Origin of the sequence: Sphingomonas sp. KC8, from assembly GCF_002151445.1 — a bacterium.
In the GTDB taxonomy this organism is placed as follows: Bacteria; Pseudomonadota; Alphaproteobacteria; order Sphingomonadales; family Sphingomonadaceae; genus Sphingomonas_E.
This window is the reverse complement of the sequence record NZ_CP016306.1, coordinates 446903-467859: the sequence shown is the minus strand read 5'-3', so window position 1 is coordinate 467859 and position 20957 is coordinate 446903. Positions and strand designations below refer to the sequence as shown.

Genomic DNA, 20957 nt, shown 5'->3' with positions numbered 1-20957 from the left:
GCACCATATCGGGCTGGTCTTTCGATACTGTCCGAAACGGCCCCTTCAGGGATACCGATTTTCCAATCCCCTTGCATGCCGTTCATGCGTCGTTGCGCCTCGAAACCGATATGCTCGCTGGAACAAAATACGGGCGACGCCACCCCCTTTGTGACGCCGCCCGTGCCGGACGCCCTATTCGATCACATAATCGGCAAGGACCGGCGATCGGGTGGCCGTCCAATAGTCCACCAGGCGATAGGGCCAGGACAGGAACACCCTGCCCTTGCTGTTGCGATAATAGCTTTGCGCTTTCGGATGGCTCCAGATCATCTGCTCCATCCGTTTGTCGATCCTATTATTCCAGGCGACGAATGCCTCCTGTGTCGGCTCGATCGTACGCGCGTTCGTCTCGACCAGCTTGTCCAGACATTCGATGATGTAATGGATCTGGACTTCCGACACCAAATTCTGGCCCGCCGCATGGTTTGGCGCGCTGTTCGGACCAACCGTCATGAAGTAATTGGGAAAGCCCGGATGCGTAATACCCATATAGGCGCGTGGGTCGTCCGCACCCCATTCATCGCGCAGATTGCGGCCGTCGCGACCATGGATTTCGAGATTTCCCATCATGTTCGCGACATCAAACCCCGTCGCGCAGATGATAACATCAAAATCCAATTCGCGGCCATCCGCCATCCGGACACCGCCAGGCAATATCTGTTCGATGCGGTCGGTTTCAAGCGCCACATTCTCGCGCTTGAGCGCATCGAACCATCCGCCATCGATAATGATGCGCTTTGAAAAAATCGGGAAATCGGGCGTCAGTTTTTCCCGAAGGTCCGGGCGATCGGCAAATTTATGGTTGAGGTGCGCCAGCGCATATTGGCGCATCCCTTCGTTGATCGCCGAAACCGCTGGCGAATCCGCCGGCCAGTCAGGATCCTGGAGCACGTTCGAAAACAGGCCGTCGGCCGCGAACCAGTACACGCGAAAGCGGAACCATTCGCGGTAGAATGGAATATGCCGCAAGGCGAACTTCACACCCGCGGTCACGTCATCCATGATCTCGGGGTTAAAGATCACCCAATGCTTGCTGCGCATGAAAACGGTGAGCTGTCCAACATCGGCGGCAATCGCCGGCACAAGCTGTGCTGCGCTCGCGCCTGTACCGATCACCGCGACCCGCTTGCCCTTAAGGTCGAGCGACGGATCCCAGGTTGCTGTATGAACGACTGGCCCCTGAAATTTTTCAAGCCCCTGAATATCTGGTAATTTCCAACGGTTCACAGGCCCATGCGCATTGATGACCGCGTTCGCCGTCAGGATTTCTTCGCTTTCATCCGGCTTGCGTACAGTCACCTTCCAGGTCGCACTCGCATCGTCGAACAGAAGTTTCGTCACCATGGTGTTGAAGCGGATGTTCCGCCTCAGATCATATTTGTCGGCAACGTGCAGCAAATAGGTCTGCATGTCGGCACCGTGCGGGTGGTATTTATTCCACTCGGGGCTGATTTCGAACGAATAGGAATAAAAGTGGCTGGGCGTGTCGACGCCGACGCCCGGATATCGGTTCTCGTACCAGGTGCCGCCAACCTCGGCATTCTTCTCGATCGTGATATAATCATAACCCGCTTCGCGCAGCTTGATCCCGGCACAAAGACCCGTGAGGCCCGCACCGATAACCAGCACCTTGAAATCCGTGGGCGGCGCCTTGCGCCCGGCCACCTGATTGCGCGGAGCCGGTGGCTTCAGCCCGATCTGGTCATAGAGAAGCGGCACGAATTCGTCATCGACGGCCTCCCCGACACCGACTGCCATCATGCGATGCATAAGCGCATCGGATGGCGGGTCGTTCCGTGCCATGCCCGGAACGGTGAGGGCTTCAAGCAGTTTGGCTCGCAGATCCTCTGTATATTCGTCAGGAATCGCAGTCGCCGGCGTGCTGTAGGGCGGCCGGATGTAATTCTGAAAAATGTCGAGCATCGCCTCGTCGTGGGTGATGTGGACATAGGACATCAGCAAGGTCGGCACGTTCGCCTCGGCAAGTGCCGCGCGAAGCTCCGCCGTGTCATTCAGCGGAAGCCTGCGCTCCTGCCAGTCCAATTGGGTATCACCACGCGCCATCGGGTTTCCTGCTCGCTGAGTCTTATGTAAGTGTTTACTTACTAATGCCACCGCCGGCTAACCACAAGCCTTTTTCGCAAGCGGGGCCGGACTGCCAAAAAAGGAAGGCCGACATGCCGCAATGGGCATGCCGGCCTTGCCCGCATATTTCGACTGGCGTCAGAAGTTGAACTGCATCGTCACACCAAATTCGCGCGGCGTGCTGCTGTTGACGAGGCGATATCCGGAATCGAACGGCGCGCCGTTGGCGGTGCCGATCTGGAAATTGCCCTGCCCGATGCTCGTAATCCGCTGCTGGTTGAGTACATTCTTCGCGAATGCAGTCAGTTCCCAGCGACGCTCGGGGCCGCGCAAACCAAGGTAGAGGTTAAGCAGCGATCGGCTCTGATAACCATAGTTCGCTACCGTCGACTGGAAACCCGGACGATAGCTGAACAGGCCACGGACGAACGGTTCATAATCACCGACCGAAAAGCGATATTCGCCGTTGGCAGTGAGGTTGAACTTGGGCTGCTCGGCAATACGGTCATTGCGCTCGCACAAGGCGACCTGCTCACCCATCGGAACGCTCGGCACGCCCGTGGCATCGGGCACGCCGTCGCCGTTGAAGTCGTTGCAGGGCGCCATAGCCCCCTTGAACTTGGCATCGACATAAGAGGCGCTAACGGAGAAATCGAACATATCCCAGCGGCCCGCAACCGTCGCCTCGATACCCTTTGCCTCGGCATCGCCGTTGAAGTTGAAGTCGAAGAACCCGTCGGGAACGCCGTCACGTTCCGTGGCGTAATAGATGTTCCGCACGCGTGAATTATAGCCGTCGAACTTCTGATAGAAGCCGTTGACGTTGAACGTTACGTGGCGATCGACCAACGCGGTCTTGATACCAATTTCAACCGCATCGGAACGCTCCGCCTTCGTCAGCAGCAACTCCGTATCAAGTTGCGCGGTGGCGCCGACGGCCGCGGTCGGCCCACGATAGGACCGGCCATAGCTGATATATGCCGTCACATCGGGGGTGAACTGGTAGCTGAGGTTCGCGCCGCCTGTCAGCACGTCATGCTTCTGATTGCCGATCGCCGGATCAACCGTATCGAACGGCCCTTGGACGAAGCCATCAATGCCGAACGAAGGCAATCCCGGTGACGTTAGCGTCAGGATGCTCGACTGCTTGGTCTTCAGGAATGAATAGCGACCCGCAACCTCGAGACGAAGCGCATCGGTGAACTGGAAGCTGCTGCTGGCAGCCATCGCCATGGTGCGCTGATAGGTCGGCGCGAGAATGTCCACATTGATCGGCAAGTAAGCGCCGAAGCTGTAGGGCAGTGGCGTGGCAGGCGTCACATTCGCAAAAAACTGGTTCGAATCCTGCGTGACCGTCACATCGCCCGTCTGCTTCAAATAATACAGGCTCGCCGAATAGTTCCAGAACGTCCGGTTGGTCGAAGCGAGCCGCAGTTCGGCGGAATTGACGATATAGGGAATGCGATTGAACTGAGCATTCGCATAGCCGGGGACGGCATTGCCATAATCCCGATCCACCACCTGCTTCAAAAGGGTATTCTGATGGCCCGCAACAAGTTGCAGGCTGTGCGCGCCCAGATCCCATTTTGCATCGAGCGTCGCGATATGTGTGCGATTGCGGAAGTTCATTCGGCCATCGGTGACGGCAATACGATCCTTCACGCTTGCCGACGGCCCACTCAGCTCCGGATCGAACAAGCTGGGCTGATTGCCGAGGCCGACGACCTGCTGCTCCTGATCATTTTCGGCATAAAGATACTGATAGGCCAGGACCGCTTCGAACGTGTCGGTGGGCGCGAAAGCGAGCGAGAGGCGCGCACTTTCCGTCGTGGCACGCGACGATGTGTCCCGGTTGACATTATGGACCTGATTGAGGTCGTTGCGGTCGATCAGCATCGCCGCGCGCAACGCCAACCGATCGGCAATCAGCGGAATGGATACCGCGCCCTGGAAATTAATGGCATCGTGATCGGTTGCCGTAAGCTGCGCATAGCCGTTCGCTTCGGCAAGATCGGGCCGCCGCGTGCGCAGCGTGATGGCGCCTGCCGGTGCCGTCCGGCCACGCAAGGCCCCTTGAGGGCCGCGCAGCACTTCGATCTGCTCGATATCATACATCGCGGTAAACGCGGTCTGGGCATCGACCGAAATCTCGTTGAAATAGACATCGACAGCGGGCGACGATCCCGAATCCGGATCGAACGAAATGCCGCGCAAGGTCGCGGTATTGTTCCGGCCCTGGGTGTTGGTGAGGTCGAGACCCGGCGAAAGCAGCTGAATGTCTTTCACGTCGAACAGGTTGAGCTTTTGCAGCGCCTCACCGGATGCGACGTTGATCGTCATCGGCACATCCTGAAGCGACTGCGCCTGACGGGTGGCGGTCACAACGATGTCGCCGGTCGTTTCGCCGCTCGCCACGACATTCGATTGCGCGGTTGCCGGGATTGCCAAACCAAAACTCGAAACACCGGCAGCCAGAAAAGCAAAGCCTACCCGCTTCAATGTGTAAAAACTCACTAAAATCCTCCCATGTTGATCATTTTGGCGCTGCCTTGGCGCGGTCGCTGCAACTGGCGATCTGCGCACCCCGCCACGAAGCCAGCGACGCGGCGATGTCGGCGCTCGAGTGGCGTGTCAGTGCGATGGAGCCGGCGCGAGCATTTCGACGACTTCGATCAGATGCCCTTCGACATCCTTCACGAAGGCCACTTTCACACCATGTTCCGGCTGGCTGCGGATTTCCTGCAGCACGCTGCCGCCGGCCAAAAGCGCCCGGCCCACAAACGCTTCGAGGTCGCTGGTTATGAAGCCGAGGATCACTTCGTCATTGGCAGGCTTTGGCGCACCTACGAATTTCAGCAGCACGAAGGTTGCGGCGCCCGTGCCCGTCACGTCGAACAGAATTTCGCGAATTTTGCGTCCACCGATCTCACTCTCGACACGATAGAGTTCGGTCAGTCCGCATACGGACTTGTAGAAAGCCGCCACCCCTTCAAGGTCATCGACCAGAAGTTTGGTAAAACCAAAGTGCGTCTTGTGAGCGTGCATCCAACCCCTCCCCTTCCATCATCGAGGTCGCCCGGCGCGGTTCAGAACAGCGCTATCGGCAAACTCGATCGAACTGCCTCGCTCACATGAACCGCAACCGTGGCGCCTTGTGTTTGTTAGTGCCCACTTACATTATTTGCCACGCGAAACAAGGCCCGACACGAAAGTGCCGAGATGATCAGTTCGTCGGCACCGTTCGGCCGCCAACATATTCTGCTCTTTGGGAAACCATGCCGGGCTGAACGCATCAACGCCCGCCCGCATCAGCCTTATATGCGAACGGATATGTCATCCGTCGCGAGGATTTGGTTTGTAAAAAATGGCGGGCGCAGAGACTGGCCCGCCGGATATTATTTGCCAGCCTTGAGCTTGGCGAGTTCCGCGTCGATCGCCGCCAGTTTGACGTCGGTAACATCGTCTGGCGCATATTGCTGGATATCGTGCAGGGTCATGCCCCGCGCCATCTCGATCTGGTCGCTGCCAACCACTTCGGGCAGATGCTTCAAGAGAATGGCCTTCGCCTGCGGATTTTCGAGCAGGTCGCCGATGGATGTCGTCGCAGTCGAAAGCGGCGCAGGGGCCGCAGAGACTGCAGCGGGGGCCTGTGCGAACGCTGCTGTCGGCACGGCAATCAACGCGGCGCAGGCCGCGAGCAATTTCAGCATTTCAATCACTCTCCAGAGCCGCGGACTCGCGCGGCCGGAATATAATACACGCAACCGTTCAATTTACAAATGCGCCCGGCCCTTTGCGGGATGGCATCACCAGGCGGCTCGCCCCTCGACAAACAAGGCGACGATCCGCTTCACGGCCTCCTGCTGATCAGCCGCACTGCATGATTCATCAAACATCGTATGCATGCTGGACCAGCCCCAGAGCGAATGCATCAAGGCGAAGGCGACGGACCGTGCGTCGCGCGGAGGCTGCCCATTTTCGCGGGCGATCGTCTCGATTTCGCCAACCAGAAGGTCAACTTCGAAGGCGAGTGCCCGCTCCCGATATATTCGCGCAAGCTCAGGGAAACGGCGCTGTTCGGCCGCGATCAATCTACCGAATGCCGCAATCTCCGGGTGAGCAAGGCTCTGCAGCAATATGAGTGCATGATATTCGAGACGGCCGCGCGGGTCCGATGGAAGTTGTGCATCGTGGCGACTGGCTTCGGCCGACCACGCGTCGACACGGTCCGCAACCACCGCCGCGAAAAGATCGGCCTTGGCCGGGAAGCGATTGTAGAGCGTCACCTTGGAGATGCCGGCACGCGCCGCAACGGCCTCCATCGCCGTTGCCGCATACCCCTCCATTAGAAAAAGGTCCGCCGCGGCTGTCGTGATGGCCTGATTGATCCGTGCCACCTGTTCCTTGGTGGGCCGCCCCCTTTTCGAGACGGTATTCGCCTTCGCCATCCGCGCTACCACTCCATTCATGTCGCCAACCTAGAGCGAGCCAGCCCTTACTGTCGAGGGCAGCCTGTCCGCCGTCAGCACCAATGGCACAGATTTGAGGTTGTGATTTGAGGAGGATCTGGGCTTCGTCGCAGTGACGAAGGAACGCAGATGAAGCCCAGATCCTCCCATTCAAAATTGTCGTCGAAGGCCCCTGCGGAGCAGGTGGTGAAGAGCATCCGGCGGCAGACCCGTCGGCACTTCTCGGCTGAGGACAAGATCCGGATCGTGCTGGATGGCCTGCGCGGCGAGGACAGCATTGCCGAGCTGTGCCGCAAGGAAGGGATCGCCCAGAGCCTGTACTACACCTGGTCGAAGGAGTTCATGGAAGCCGGCAAGCGACGCCTGGCCGGCGACACCGCTCGTGCTGCGACCACCGGCGAGGTGCAGGATCTGCGCCGCGAAGCCCGGGCCCTGAAGGAATGCGTGGCCGACCTGACGCTCGAGAACCGGCTGCTCAAAAAAAGCATGATCGCGGATGGGGAAGGCGAAGAATGAGGTATCCCGCATCCGAGAAGCTCGAGATCATCAGGATCGTCGAACAGTCGCACCTGCCGGCCAAGCGCACGCTGGACCAGCTCGGCATTCCCCGCCGGACGTTCTATCGTTGGTATGATCGCTACCTTGAAGGTGGGCCGGAAGCGTTGGAAGATCGGCCATCGGTGCCGATCCGGGTGTGGAACCGCATCCCGGCCAAGATCTACGACCAGATCATCGAGCTGGCGCTGGAACAGTCCGAGCTGAGCCCCCGGGAGCTGGCCGTGCGCTTCACCGACGAGCAGCGCTACTTCGTATCGGAAGCCACGGTTTACCGGCTGCTCAAGGCCCACGACCTGATCACCAGCCCGGCTTACGTTGTGATCAAGGCGGCCGACCAGTTCCACACGAAGACCACCCGCCCGAACGAGATGTGGCAGACCGACTTCACCTACTTCAAGATTATCGGGTGGGGTTGGATGTACCTGTCGACCGTGCTCGACGACTTCTCGCGCTATATCATCGCCTGGAAGCTGTGCACCAACATGCGGGCCGAGGACGTGACCGACACGCTGGACCTCGCCCTGGCAGCTTCCGGCTGCGACAGCGCCACGGTGCTGCACAAGCCCCGGCTGCTCAGCGACAATGGCCCCAGCTACATCGCCGGTGAGCTGGCCGAATACATCGAAGTCCGGAAGATGAGCCACGTACGCGGAGCCCCGTGTCATCCCCAGACCCAGGGCAAAATCGAGCGCTGGCACCAGACCCTGAAGAACCGCATCCTGCTGGAAAACTACTTCCTGCCTGGCGACCTCGAGGCCCAGATCGAGGCCTTCGTCGAGCACTACAACCACCAGCGTTACCATGAGAGCCTGGCCAACGTGACGCCCGCCGACGCCTACTTCGGCAGGGCGCCGGCCATCATCAAGCAGCGCGAAAGGCTCAAGCGACAGACCATCGAACATCGGCGCTTGCAGCACCGCAAGCTCGCCGCCTAACATCAATCCCCAGACGAGGCCCGCACTCCGCTAATCTACGCCGCGATCTGCGCCAAATGTTCTGACGACGGACAGAGGGCAGCCCAAAGGAGCGAGGGCCAAGGGAACAAAGGCGCAGCCCGTATGCCCTGCCCGTTGCCGCTCTGTGTCCTCGATCCTCCAGCCTTTGCCTCCACCTTACCCCGCCCCCGCCATTAAAAGAACGGTACCGTATATTTTTATTGATGCACCCCCATCATCGCGCTACACATTCGCAGGCCGCCGCACGCGGAGCGGCAACAAAAAACCGAGCGAGGATGATGCAATGCAAAGAAGGTCGACGCGCCTCCTGGGCTGGGCCGGCGCCACGATGATGATCGGCTTGTCCGCCAGTGGGCATGGTCGGGCAACCGGAACGCCGCCGGCAACGCCCGACGAACAGGCCGCCGCCCTCGTCGCGCAGATGACGCCCGAGGAAAAACTCTCCCTCGTCCGCGGCAGCATGACCATGCTCATGCGCAAACGTCCAGCCGATGCTGTCGTGGGCGCGGGCTATGTTCCCGGCATCGCCCGGCTCGGCATCCCCCCGGCGCGCGCGACCGATGCCAGCCTGGGCGTGAGCAACCTCCTCAACATGCGCAAGGATGATGTGGCGACAGCCATGCCGTCCGCCCTCGCACTCGCATCGACATGGTCGCTGGAAGACGCATTCGAAGCCGGCGCCCTGATCGGCAGCGAAGCCAGCGCAAAGCGCTTCAACGTCATGCTCGCCGGCGGCGTCAACCTGGTGCGCGAGCCGCGCAACGGGCGTGCCTTCGAATATTTTAGCGAAGATCCGCTGCTATCCGGCATCATGGCCGGTGAACATATTCGCGGGGTGCAGAGCAACCAGATCGTCTCGACGGTCAAGCATTTCGCGCTCAACGACCAGGAAACCGGCCGCAACGTCCTCAACGTCCGGATTGGTGAAGCCGAAGCCCGCGAGTCCGATCTTCTGGCGTTCCAGATCGCGATCGAACGCGGCGCACCGGGTTCGGTGATGACCGCCTACAATCGCGTAAACGGGGACTATGCGAGCGAAAACGACTGGCTGCTGAACAAGGTGCTGAAGCGCGACTGGAATTATCCCGGCTGGGTGATGTCCGATTGGGGCAATGTGCATTCCGCAGCAAAGGCGGCCAACGCCGGGCTTGACCAGCAATCGGGCGCCGAACTCGACAAGCAGCCATTCTTTGGCGAACCGCTCAAGGCCGCGATCGAGGCGGGAGACGTCAGCCAGGGCAGGCTCGATGATATGACGCGCCGTATCGTCCGCTCGCTCATCGCCCAGGGCGTTTATGGCCGGCCGGATGATCCGGCACGCGAAATCGATTTCGCCAGCCATGCCATCATCGCCGAAAAGGCCGCCGCCCGCGGCATGGTCTTGCTCAAAAATGAAGGCGATATCCTTCCTCTCGGCAAGGCCGTCCGCTCGATCCTGCTGGTTGGCGGCCACGCCGATATCGGTGTGCTGTCTGGCGCCGGTTCCACCCAGGTACGGCCGGTTGGCGGGCCTGCGCTTGAAGTGCGCCCCACAACCAAGGGGCCTGCCGCCATGTTCGCGCGCCGCACATATATGCCCTCGCCTCCCCTTGCCGCGCTGCGCAAACGCCTTCCGGGTGCGGATATCCGCTTTGTCGATGGCAAGGACCTCGCTGCAGCGGCCACAGCGGCCCGGCAAGCCGAGATCGTCATCGTGTTTGTCGAACAATGGCGAACCGAAGCCGAAGATGTCGCGTCACTCGCGCTCGATGACGGCCAGGACGTGCTCATCGAAACGGTCGCTCAGGCCAATCCCCATACCATCGTCGTGCTGCAATCCGGTGGCGCGGTGGCGATGCCATGGGCAACGAAGCCCGCCGCCATATTGGAGGCATGGTATCCCGGCCAGCGCGGCGGCGATGCGATCGCTTCGATTTTGACGGGCGAGGCTGCACCGTCCGGACGTTTGCCGATCAGTTTTCCCGCCGATCTTTCGCAATTGCCGCGACCCGACATTGACGGCTGGCAGGAGGCGCAGGCGTCCCAAGGGAAGGTTTCCTATGGCATCGCCAGTGACGCCAAACCCTTCGACGTCAACTATGACATCGAAGGCGCGACTGTCGGGTATAAATGGCATGCGCTCAACGGGACCAGGCCACTTTTTCCTTTTGGTTTCGGCCTGTCCTATACGGACTTCAACTTCACGGGCCTGAACGTCTCCGGTGGTGATACCGTCACGGCCAGCGTGCGCGTTACCAATGTTGGCCGACGCGCTGGTGTTGCCATTCCCCAATTTTACGCATCGGTTCGGGTGCGCGGACAAATTGTGAAGCGCCTGATCGGGTGGAAGCGACTGGAACTCCAGCCCGGAGAGACCGCTACGGCTGAGATCGTAGCCGACCGGCGCCTGCTGGCATCTTTCGACCCCGCATCAAATGCCTGGCAGATCGACATAGGCAGCGTGCTGATCCAGGCAGCGGCGGATGCCGGCGATCCCGGGCTCAGCAAGAACGTAAAACTCAAAGCACAGACATTTCGTCCATGACGAGACGCCGCACCCTTCCGATCAGGACCAGCGTTTAGCGTTAAGACCATTAAGCTGATCCTAGCCGCGTGCCCGCAATCCGCACGGCCACGGCCATCGAACCAACGCCCGTTCCCCCCTTCCCATGCTTCCCGTTTGATCCGCTCAGTCGCGTCCCTCGCATTTATTACAACTAATGGTGCACTTAATGCGCCGGGCTTGTGCTACCAGCGATACCCCGAGGGACGGGACAGGAGCAGGCAAGAGATGGCAGCAACGGCCGCAGCAACGCGCAAGGGAAGGCCAACGGCCGAGGATGGCCGGCAAAAACTGGCGCATATCCTCGTCGTCGCTCGTGAACAGTTCAGCGAACTGGGGTATCGCGCTGTTACGATGCGCGGCGTCGCGGAAAAGGCAGCCGTTTCAACACGCACGCTCTACAATCGCTATGAGGATAAGCTCAGCCTCTTCACCGCCTGCCTGGAATCCGGCAGCGCGGAGTTCCCGCGCCCCGACGTGCGCGCAAACGACAGCGTCGAAGATGTGCTCCGGCGCTACTCCGCGGCCATCGCCAAGATGCTCTCGTCCGATTCAGCGCTGCGTCTCGGCATGCTCGTCTATCGCGAAGGTGGCGATTTTCCGGAACTGGTCCGTGCCGCTGACGAAAATCAGACGCGCTATCTGGTGGAGCCGCTGGCCGCATATCTCAGAAGCGTCGGCCTGGAAAAAGCCGGAACGGATGCCCGTACCAAGCTCTTCATCGCGATGGCGTTGTCCGAATGGCAAAGTCGGGTGGCCTTCCTGCGCCCCCTGCCAACTCCCGAGGAATTCGAGCATCACGCCGACCTCATTGTCGGGATTTTCCTGCGCGGCGCCTGCACCGCGTAACGACGATATCGGGGATATTTCAAAGGATATAGCACTCGCCCCGCAAGCGAGAGGGTGCACCGAAACGTGGTGCACCCTCTCGTCCGAAGCAGCGGATTATCAGGCTCCTTCGATCAGTTGAGGCCGGGCGACAGACACGAAGCGATCGGCTGCGTTCCGAAACATGGCCTTCCCTTCCGAAGTCAGTATTGCATCGCGGCGGGCACGCAGAGGCTGCGAAGCTCCTCGCCGAAGCCCTCCCACTGCTCGTCGAAACCGATGGACACCGAACTGTATCCAAGCAGCTGGCGCAGGGTTTCAGACGTGTCCTTCATGACGTCACGATCGAGCACCAACGGGAAATTGATCATCGGGCGGCACCATGGCGGGCAGTAGCCGACAATCACCCCTGCCCGCTCTCGATCCGCGGATATGTTCGCGCCTGTGCCGTGGAGCAGCATGTCGGAATAGATGATCAGGGAACCTGGCGGCGCTTCGGCCGGTACCGATTCATAAAAGGTGGCGCCGGTCATATCAATGCGGTCGTTCCACAGATGGCTACCGGGCACGACGCGGGTCGCCCCATTTTCCGCATCGAACGGATCCAGACACCAGATGAAACGGGATTGCAGTGGCTTGGTCTGATCGTGAAAGTTCATGCCGCGATCAAGATGAATGAACTGCGCGCCGCTGCCTGGACGTGTCAGGTTCGCGCCGTAACTGTGCACCAGATAGCTTTCATTGAGCAGCGTCGGCCCAAGAATATATTTGGTCAGTTCCAGCGCGACGGGATGTTCAAGAAAGTCGCGAAACACCCGATGGCGATTGGGCAGGCGGCTCAACCGCCGGTTTTTGTCGTCCGGATCGGTGAAGAAACGCCGCACGCGATTTTCGTCAATGGCTTCCTCGCGGGCGATTTCATCGACAAGCACCTGCCGTGCGTCGCGCACTTCGTCCGGCGTCAGCACGTCGGCGAGGATGGCATAGCCCGCGCGATCGAGATCGGCGCGTACATTGTCGAGGCTCCGGGTCGGCTTGGGCAACGGCCCGTCGAAATCCACCGCCACGACCTTCGCAACGGGCGCACTGTTGTCCTTATAGTCCTCCATGAGGACCGCATCACCAATCGCCATTTCATGCTCTCCTGGGCACGGGGATCGAGGGCCGTAGAGGGCGGCCCCCGACGCATTTGTTCGGTGGCCGGACTATTGGTCGTCCAGCTGTACCACTTCGTTCACATGGCCTTCCGGATCGAGGACGAAGACAACGCTCAAGCCGAATTCATCGATGCGCCGGATGGCTTCGGGGATACTCCCTCCGCCGGCTTCGGCGCGCCTGACCAGCGCTGCGATGTCGGTGGTCGTAAAGCCCTGAACGGATTCGCCGACCGTTGGACCGGTCGAGTCGAGATATTTGATCAGGGTCAGCGCGCTGCCACCCGGATAGGTCGACTGGTAGGTGATCTCGTCGATCGCGCGTCCGAACATCACATCCTGATGGCGGTTGAACGGCACCAGACCGAAAACATCCTCATAAAAGGCTGCCATGGTATCGAGATCATGTACGAAGATCTTGCTGAAGCCATATTGCGCATCGCGCGTGGCGCCATGGGGGCGGCCGTCTGCCATTGATTATCCTCCTGCAATATATTTTGACAGCCGTCAGATCGACAGCATTTTCATTTCACGGGTGATGGCCGGTTCGGCATCCGCGCGTTTGGTGACCACGAAATCCTCGGTCCGTGGCGAGCGCAGTTCATGCCAGATGCGTGAATTGTGGCGCGGTATCGCTAGGATCACCTTCTTGCCCTGATCACGATAATAACCGTGAGCGTTGCCATAGTTGACCCAGGCCGTCTTGGCGAGGTTCGCCTCGACATCGTCCACGAACGCGCGCGTCGCCTGCGCGGTCACGTCCACCGAAGACAATTGCTCGTCGACCATCCATTGCAGCAGTTCGACCGCATAATGGACCTGCTGTTCGCTCACGACGGCGTGGTTGGCGACCAGATAGCTATAGGGTGCGCCCATGAACACGAAGTTCGGGTAATCCGGAATCAGCATGCCTTCATACGAGAAGGGATAAGGTTCGAATGCTTCCTTCAGCGTCCTGCCGGTTCGACCGGTGATATCGAACTGACGACCGAAATGGAGCTTATACCCGGTCGCAAGCAGGATGACGTCGCATTCGATACGCGTGCCATCCGCCAGGATCACGGCGTTTTCGTCGCATTCGGCAAGGCTACCGCGCACAATGGAAACGTTCGGCTTTTTCAGCGTGTCATAGAACCCGCAATCGAGAATAGGTCGCTTGGCAAAGACCGGAAAGCTTGGCGACAGCAATTCCACCATTCCCGGATCATCCGGGAAGTGGCTCTTGAGATACCCTTCGCACATCATGCGCATGCCATCGTTGATCGGCCCGAAGCCGCCGGTCTTTTCGGCATAGTCCTCGTCCTTCATGATCATGCCGTGCATGTCCTGAAGGGCGCTCGACAGGCTCTGCAGCCGCTTCCACTGGGCAACGAACGGAATGAGTTCCATCGCGCGACGTTCCAGCTCGTCGACGGGGGCGTGTGCAGCGGGATTGGGGATGATATGTTCGGGCTGACGCTGAACGATCACCAACTCGCCCACCTTGTCGGCGATCGCGGTCGCGACCTGGACGCCCGAACAGCCGGTGCCGACCAGTACGACCTTCTTGCCGGCGAGATCGACGCTATCGTCCCACTTCGCCGAATGGACCACCGGACCGGCGAACCTGTCGAGATTCTTGACCGAGGGAGAATTGGCCTCGTTGTTGGGGCCGACCGCCATGATCAGCGCGTTGGCCTCGAACGTCACGGGCTTGCCGCCCTGCTCGGCCTTTACGACCCACAATTTGCGCGCCTCGTCCCAATCGGCACCGAGCATTTTCGTTCCGAATGTCACCCGGTCGCGCAGATTATATTTGTCGGTGACGCGTTCGAGATAGGACAGGAATTCCGGGCCATTCGGATAATATTTCGTCCAGGAGGCGTTCGGCTCGAACGAAAAGGAATAGACCCGGCTGGGCGTATCGACAGCAGCGCCGGGGTAGGTATTCTCCAGCCAGTTGCCGCCCACCGCCTCAAGTTTCTCGATCACCTGAAAGTTGAAGCCGGCCTGCTGCAGCTTCACCGCTGCATTGATCCCCATCATGCCCGCGCCGACGACAAGAACCTTGAACTCGGCCGGCGGAATGTGTTCGGCGTCGCGTACGCGCGTATCCGTGGTGAAGCCGGCATGCTGAAAGGCTGGCTCGATCGACATTTCCGGCAATTCCAGCCCCAACGCCAGCCGGGCCATTTGCCGGAAAAGCGGCTTGTCGAGATGGGGCAGCACTGCCGGTTTAGCCGCCTTTACGGCGTCACGGAGGAGGCGGCGCACCTCGGCCGCGACCTCAAGCGACGCGGCATCCGGTTTCGGCGCGTTATCGAACGCGACGAACGCCTCTTTCACCTGATGCTGCGTTCCTTCCAGCGCCGCGCCATATGTGTGGAGCAGTGTCCTGTCGCCCGTGATCTGAACGAGGCTGAGCAGCGCCACCACCGGGTCAAGCTCCGCAATGGCAGCGTCAAGGGTCGCCCCGCCCTGCGTCAGACGCGTCGGTTCAATGTCAGCCATGTGCCGTCCTCATCCTTTGGATCTGCGGATGGCGGTTCTCGTGTCTGGAACCGTCTCTCGCCGGATTAATTACAACAATGGATTTACTTATGCAAGCAGATGCTCGCGTGCCGCACGCGGACAACCCAAATGAGAAGGCGGTCACGACGATAAAATTCACAAAAACAATCTCTTCATGAAGACCACACGCGATCACCGGTTGACCGGCACGGCAGCAAGTCCGCATGTCGCTGCCTCGGCCCGGTGCGCTTCCAAGCGGTACATATTGGGCGACTTGCCAAACCAACCCCGGAACGCGATCCGGAAAGCATCGGAATCGCAAAAGTCGAGCCGGGCAGCGATATCTTCGATGCTCAAATGGCCCTGCCGCAGCAGTTCAAGGCCAAGTTCGCGCCGGCAACTCGCCTTGATCGAACGGTAGGAAGATCCTCCCATCGCCAGATGGCGCCGCAGAGTCGGCACGCTTCGGCCAAGCCGTGCGCTCACTTCTGCAAAAGATGGTAGGCGATGGTGCAAGCGCAACGCCTGGATGGTCAGCCGCCGAACCTGTTCGGCCAGCGGCAACACCCCGATTTCCGACCCGACGTCGAACAAGAAGCTCTGCGTCTGCCGTGTCGGCAGTTCGCTGGCCGACCGAACGACAGGATGATCAAGCCAGGTGGCTGGAAAACTGAAACCGGTCCAGGCAGCACTCAGCACAACCGGATATGGCAGGCCACCAAGATCCAGCCGATCGAACATATCTTCGTCATAGGCCAGGTGGATGGACCGAAGCGGCAGAGATTGCCCCAGCAGCCAACTGCAAAGCCCGTGGATACTGGCCACGCCATTCAGATCGACGGCACACCCGGTCAAGGTCGATCCGGGCCGCAGCGAATCCAGGCGGACCTCGCCAATCGCGCCGTTCTCACGCAGGGTCATCCGACCGCAGCGCCCATCTATCGCCTCGCACGCATCCCCACCGTGCAGGATCGCATCGCGCAGCGTCCGCCCGCTCAACAAGCTGTAGAGAAGCACGCGCCAGTCGGGGGGCCTGATCGGCATCCGCCCTTCGGCCAGGCTGGCGTGACGCGCCAGGATACTGGCAAGACGCGAACCCAGGCTTCGCAGATCTTCCGCATTCAGCCGACCGATCTTGCCATCGCACAAGTCCATCGTGCCGAGCGGCAAGCCCAATCCGTCCAGAATTTCATCCGGTTCAATCCCTGCCGCAAGCGCAAGGCTTGTCATGCGGGTCGCCAGGCGGAGGCTGTTTTCCATCGCCCCTTTCAAAACTCCCGCTCCCCGATGTTTCGCTCAACATCACGACAGCGGGAACGCGGATGATGGGCCACAAGGCACCAGACCAACGATCATGGCTGCGCAGCATAACCGGGGCGCGTGATCGAAAAATGGGTGGCCCCGCGCCCATCCATCGCGCAATTCAGCATCATCAGCAAGCACTCACTTATAACAATCATGGGTGCGGGCGCGAGGGAGAGGAACATGGATAGTCCTGCAAGGATGCGCCGCGGCGCGCCAACAGGCTGGCGGCGCAAGGCCGTGTTCGCAATGCTGCCCCTGATGGCGCTGGGCGCTGGTGGCGCCAACGCACCGACCGGCGGCCAGCCTGATGTTCGCGCATTTGTGCTGAGCAACATCTTCCTCGCCGCTGCACCCGAAGACGGTGTTTGCGAACCGCTATCCGCCGGCGGGCTGGAATCCTTCCTGGCCTCGCTCTCACCCAAAGAACAATCGGCCTATGCGTCGCCGGCCCAACGGCCTGCGCTTGAGCGGTTGATGGGCGAACGATTGGGCTTTCGACGGCTGACGCTGCGCGGCGGATCGCCGGGAGGCGCATCATCGCAAGCGAAGTTTCCCGAATCCTTCGTGCCGGGCACGGTTCCCGACGCCGCCCAGCTGCGCGAAATTGGAGCGCTCAACGGTTTCCCCAAGGGCCGCGGCAAGCTCGCTTTTCAGAACCTGGTCATGGCCTATGACAGTTGCACCGACCCACAGGATTTTCGCGAACTTGCCCGTGGATTTCGTCCCTATGACGGAAACATCGCTTTCGGCATGAACCTGGATGGCAAGGTTGGAAGCAAGGCGCTGACGGGTCCCGACGGCGAAGCGGGTGTCGACAATCAGCTGTGGCGGGCCATCGGCTGTGTGGCTCCGTTCAGGGAATCGGGTAATCCCAAGATTGCCAAGGGCCTCTTATTCTCGGCGCGTGCACCGACGCTGATTGCGATCTCCGGGATCGATGACATCAGGAATGATCCGGATGTGCTGGTCAGCGTGATGGCGAGCACGGATCCGGTGCAGAAGAATGTAGCCGGATCGCCGCTCGCCCGCGCAACCTTCGATACGGACCCGGACCCCGCGCTTCGGGCGACGACCCGCGGTCGCATCGTCGATGGCGTGCTCACAACCGATCCGGTCGATATCCGGCTCAACTACAAGGAGCAGATCATCGACGCCCCTCGCCTTCTCAAGGGCGCGCGGATCCGTGCGACCCTGCACGAAGACGGCAGCATCGAAGGCGGCTTCTATGGCTATTACACGCTGACGAGCTTTTATGAATCGATCGAACAAATGACCGTGAACGGCGCCAATCTGTCGCGCCTATCCTGTCCCGGTGTTCGCCTTGCGATCGACAAACTGGCCGATGGCTATCGCGATCCCAAGGCAGGCCGCTTCACCGCCATTTCGTCGGCGCTGGGCTTCTTTGGCGTCGCCGCTTTCATCAATGACCCATCGGCCCGAAATCCGGGCGCGACAGCAGGCGGAAACACCGCGCAATGAAAATCGGATCACCCTCCCTGTTATCCCGCCGCATCCTCGGTGTGCTCGCCGCCACGTCGGCGACAATGGCGGTTCTCGTGGCATCAGCCGATACCGCGTCGATGGCCGCCGCACCCGGTGCGCAGGCCCCGTCCTCCGTCAGGCGGATCACCGAACCCCAATATCGGCGCGCCATCGCCGACGTCTTCGGCCCCGACATCAAGGTTATCGGTCGCTTCGAACCGGATATGCGTGTGGATGGCCTGCTGGCTGTCGGCACCAGCGCCGTATCGGTGACGAGCGGCGGGCTGGAACAATATGAAGCGATCGCGCGGGGCATCGCCGAACAGGTGGTCGCACCCGAAATGCGCGAACGCCTTGTCGTCTGCGCCCCCGGCCCGCAGGACATTAACGGCGCCGCCTGTGCGGGCCGGTTCTTCCAGGCCTATGTCCCCCGCCTCTACCGCCGGCCTCTGCCCGACGCCGAACGCGCGCAACTCGTGGCTGCAACGCTGAAGGCGGGCCACATTCTGGGCGACTTCCATGCCGGGCTGGCGGCGACTCTTGCCGGTTTGCTGACAAGCCCGGACTTCCTGTTCCGCATCGACCGTGCGGGCGAAATCGCAAACGGGCGGCGCATGGTCGATAGCTGGGCCAAGGCCAGTCGGCTCAGCTTCTTCCTCTGGAATGCCCCTCCGGATGCCGCATTGCTTGCGGCCGCCGAACGGGGCGAACTGGACAATGCCCAGGGCCTCGCCACCGTGACCGATCGGCTCATCACCTCGCCGCGCTTCTCGGAAGGCGTGCGGGCCTTTTTCACCGATTTCCTTCAGCTTGACGATATCGACACGCTTGCGAAAGATGCGCGGATATACCCGTCCTTTTCGAACGCCATCGCGGCCGATGCCCGCGAACAAACGCTGCGGACCATCGTGGACCTCATCGTCGATCGGCGCGGAGATTATCGCGATCTCTTCACCAGCCGGCGCATCGCCATCAACCGCGCGCTGGGGCCGCTCTATGACGTGCCCGTCCCCGAACGTGGCTGGGCATTTCACGAATTTCCCGATGGCGATCCGCGCAGCGGCATCCTCACTCAGGTGAGTTTCCTGGCCCTGCATTCGCATCCCGGCCGCACGTCCCCGACCCTGCGGGGCAAGGCGGCTCAGGAAATTCTGCTGTGCGAAAAGATCGCGGCTCCGCCCGCCAATGTGAACTTCGCCGTGGTGCAGGATGTCGACAATCCAACGCTCAAGACCACCAGGGCGCGCTTGCAGGCCCATCTCGACGATGAAGAATGCGCCAGTTGCCACAAACTGACCGACCCGATCGGTCTCGCACTCGAAAAATTCGATGGTGCGGGGCAATTTCGGCAGACCGAACATGGCGAACCGATCGACACGACGGGCACGTTCGCCAAATCGACATTCGACGGCGCAGCCGCGCTCGGCCGCCTGTTTCACCGAAGCGACGCCGTAACCTCCTGCCTCGTCCAGTCGACCTGGCGCTATGCGACAGGGCGAAACCTGGTGCCGTCCGATCGCGTGGTCGTGGCAAGGCTTTCGGATGGCTTCGCCAAATCGGGCTACCGCCTCGTCGATCTGATGCGCGCCATCGCACTCAGCCCCGAATTTCTGGAACTTGATCCCGGCTCGTCATCGCCTCCGCAAAAGTTGCGACTGGCCAGTTCTACCAAGGGAGCGTCATGATGAAACAGGACCTCAGCCGTCGCGGCTTCATGTTGAAGGGTATTGTTGGCGGGGCCGCCGTAACGTTGGGCCTGCCCTTGCTCGACGCCTTCCTGGACACCAACGGCAAGGCATTCGCCGCGTCTCTCGGCGGCGCTCCCCTGCCCATCCGCTTTGGCACCTGGTTCTGGGGATGCGGCATGATCCCCGCGCGCTGGGAACCAAAAACCGATGGCGCCAATTTCGATCTGCCACCGCAGCTCGCGCCGATCGAAGCGGTTCGCCAGCATATCAGCGTCCTCACCGGATTTGATGTCATCCTCGACGGCAAGGGCAATTTGCCGCACATTTCCGGCAACACGGCTGTACGAACCGGATCGCCATCGGAATTGTGGCAGGCCATCGAAGGCCCCACATTCGACGTATCGATCGCGGACCATATCGGAAGCGGGTCCTATTTCCGGTCGCTGGAACTGAGCGCCGACGGCAATGCCCGGACCAGCCACTCATTCCGGAACGGCAGCAGCATGAACGCTGCAATTCCCAATCCGGTTGAGCTTTATCAGCGCATATTCGGCCCCGACTTTCACGATCCCAATGCCGCGACATTCACGCCTGATCCAAAGTTCATCGTGCGCCGCAGCGTGCTGTCGGGCGTTACCGACCAGCGCGCGGCCCTGTCCCGTCGCGTCGGCGCCGCGGATCGGGCGCGTCTCGATCAATATTATACGTCGGTGCGCGAGATGGAGCAGAAACTCGCCTTGCAGCTCCAGAAACCACCGCCCGCCGAAGCCTGCATCCGCCCGGATGCGCCGCCTGCTGTTCGCGCAGGAACGGATCTCACCGACGTCGAGGCGCGCAAGGCCAGCCACAAGCTTATGGCCGAATTGCTGGCGATGGCGCTGGCCTGCAACCAGACCCGCGTGTTCAACATGAATTTCTCCACGGCGGCGTCCGATCTGCGAACCGCAGGCGATACGACAGGCTATCATCAGAGCACGCATGAAGAACTGATTGATCGCACCATCGGCTATCAGCGCACCGTCGATCGGTTCGCCATTAACAGCATGGAAGCCTGGGCGGATTTTGTGGCGGCGATGGCGCAGGTGCGCGAAGGCGATGGCACGCTTCTCGACAACATGCTGCTGGTTGCCCATTCAGATGTATCCTATGCCAAGAACCACGACGTGTCGGGCATCCCCGTGATGCTGGCGGGTCGCGCCGGGGGCAAAGTCAAGCCGGGTGTACATATCCGTGGCGCTGGCCAGCCCATTTCGCGCGTCGGGCTTACGGCCCAGCAGCTGATGGGCGTGCCAGCCGACAGCTGGGGTCAGGACGCGATGCGCGCAACCCGCCCTATCGCGGAGATCCTGGTTTGACCG

Annotated in this window: 15 protein-coding genes; 6 read left to right on the top strand and 9 right to left on the bottom strand. The window is 60.7% G+C overall.

Going from position 1 to position 20957, the window contains the following annotated elements:
* Positions 1–174: 174 nt before the first annotated feature.
* From KC8_RS02295 to KC8_RS02275, 5 genes are all read right to left on the bottom strand, one after another.
* Entirely contained in the window at positions 175–2106 is a 1932-nt protein-coding gene (locus KC8_RS02295) for a flavin-containing monooxygenase (RefSeq protein WP_138956596.1), read from the bottom strand.
* A 159-nt stretch (positions 2107–2265) separates the two neighbouring features.
* The gene (locus KC8_RS02290; RefSeq protein ID WP_138956597.1) at positions 2266–4641 is read right to left on the bottom strand and encodes a TonB-dependent receptor; all 2376 of its coding nucleotides are present in this window, start codon (positions 4639–4641) and stop codon (positions 2266–2268) included.
* Positions 4642–4758: 117 nt separating this feature from the next.
* A complete protein-coding gene (locus tag KC8_RS02285) occupies positions 4759–5172 on the bottom strand; it encodes a VOC family protein (protein ID WP_010123763.1) in 414 nt (137 codons plus the stop codon).
* Between the two features lie 350 nt (positions 5173–5522).
* On the bottom strand, positions 5523–5837 hold the full coding sequence (locus KC8_RS02280) for a hypothetical protein (RefSeq protein ID WP_010123764.1): 315 nt from the start codon (positions 5835–5837) through the stop codon (positions 5523–5525).
* 96 nt (positions 5838–5933) lie between these two features.
* Positions 5934–6575, bottom strand: a complete 642-nt coding sequence (locus tag KC8_RS02275; RefSeq protein WP_010123765.1) for a TetR/AcrR family transcriptional regulator — start codon at positions 6573–6575, stop codon at positions 5934–5936.
* 150 nt (positions 6576–6725) lie between these two features.
* Between KC8_RS02275 and KC8_RS02270 the strand changes: the two genes are divergently transcribed.
* From KC8_RS02270 to KC8_RS02260, 3 genes are all read left to right on the top strand, one after another.
* Positions 6726–8089 (top strand): IS3 family transposase gene (locus KC8_RS02270; protein ID WP_374952959.1). Its coding sequence is split into 2 segments (ribosomal slippage): positions 6726–7073 and positions 7076–8089, totalling 1362 coding nucleotides; the frame shifts between segments, so codons are not numbered across the junction.
* Positions 8090–8393: 304 nt separating this feature from the next.
* The gene (locus KC8_RS02265; RefSeq protein WP_010125612.1) at positions 8394–10634 is read left to right on the top strand and encodes a beta-glucosidase; all 2241 of its coding nucleotides are present in this window, start codon (positions 8394–8396) and stop codon (positions 10632–10634) included.
* Between the two features lie 246 nt (positions 10635–10880).
* Complete coding sequence (locus tag KC8_RS02260; protein WP_010125611.1) at positions 10881–11501, top strand: TetR/AcrR family transcriptional regulator; 621 nt, start codon at positions 10881–10883, stop codon at positions 11499–11501.
* A 182-nt stretch (positions 11502–11683) separates the two neighbouring features.
* Here the strand turns inward: KC8_RS02260 and KC8_RS02255 are convergent, their stop codons facing one another.
* The 4 genes from KC8_RS02255 to KC8_RS02240 all read right to left on the bottom strand — a co-directional run bounded on the left by KC8_RS02255 (position 11684) and on the right by KC8_RS02240 (position 16354).
* Positions 11684–12613 carry a phytanoyl-CoA dioxygenase family protein gene (locus tag KC8_RS02255; protein WP_010125610.1) on the bottom strand — a complete coding sequence of 310 codons (930 nt, stop codon included), beginning with the start codon at positions 12611–12613 and terminating at the stop codon, positions 11684–11686.
* 72 nt (positions 12614–12685) lie between these two features.
* Positions 12686–13108 carry a VOC family protein gene (locus KC8_RS02250; protein ID WP_010125609.1) on the bottom strand — a complete coding sequence of 141 codons (423 nt, stop codon included), beginning with the start codon at positions 13106–13108 and terminating at the stop codon, positions 12686–12688.
* A gap of 33 nt (positions 13109–13141) precedes the next feature.
* Complete coding sequence (locus tag KC8_RS02245) at positions 13142–15124, bottom strand: flavin-containing monooxygenase (protein WP_010125607.1); 1983 nt, start codon at positions 15122–15124, stop codon at positions 13142–13144.
* A 192-nt stretch (positions 15125–15316) separates the two neighbouring features.
* Positions 15317–16354: an AraC family transcriptional regulator gene (locus KC8_RS02240; protein ID WP_158217675.1), complete on the bottom strand. Its 1038-nt coding sequence runs from the start codon at positions 16352–16354 to the stop codon at positions 15317–15319.
* Between the two features lie 255 nt (positions 16355–16609).
* On the opposite strand from KC8_RS02240, the gene KC8_RS02235 reads away from it, so the two are divergent.
* The 3 genes from KC8_RS02235 (at position 16610) to KC8_RS02225 (ending at position 20954) form a co-directional block, all read left to right on the top strand.
* On the top strand, positions 16610–17908 hold the full coding sequence (locus KC8_RS02235; protein WP_138956685.1) for a hypothetical protein: 1299 nt from the start codon (positions 16610–16612) through the stop codon (positions 17906–17908).
* A gap of 77 nt (positions 17909–17985) precedes the next feature.
* Positions 17986–19596 carry a DUF1592 domain-containing protein gene (locus KC8_RS02230; RefSeq protein ID WP_158217674.1) on the top strand — a complete coding sequence of 537 codons (1611 nt, stop codon included), beginning with the start codon at positions 17986–17988 and terminating at the stop codon, positions 19594–19596.
* Positions 19596–20954: a DUF1552 domain-containing protein gene (locus KC8_RS02225; RefSeq protein ID WP_029624550.1), complete on the top strand. Its 1359-nt coding sequence runs from the start codon at positions 19596–19598 to the stop codon at positions 20952–20954. Before KC8_RS02230 ends, KC8_RS02225 begins: the two co-directional genes overlap by 1 nt.
* Positions 20955–20957 lie beyond the last annotated feature (3 nt).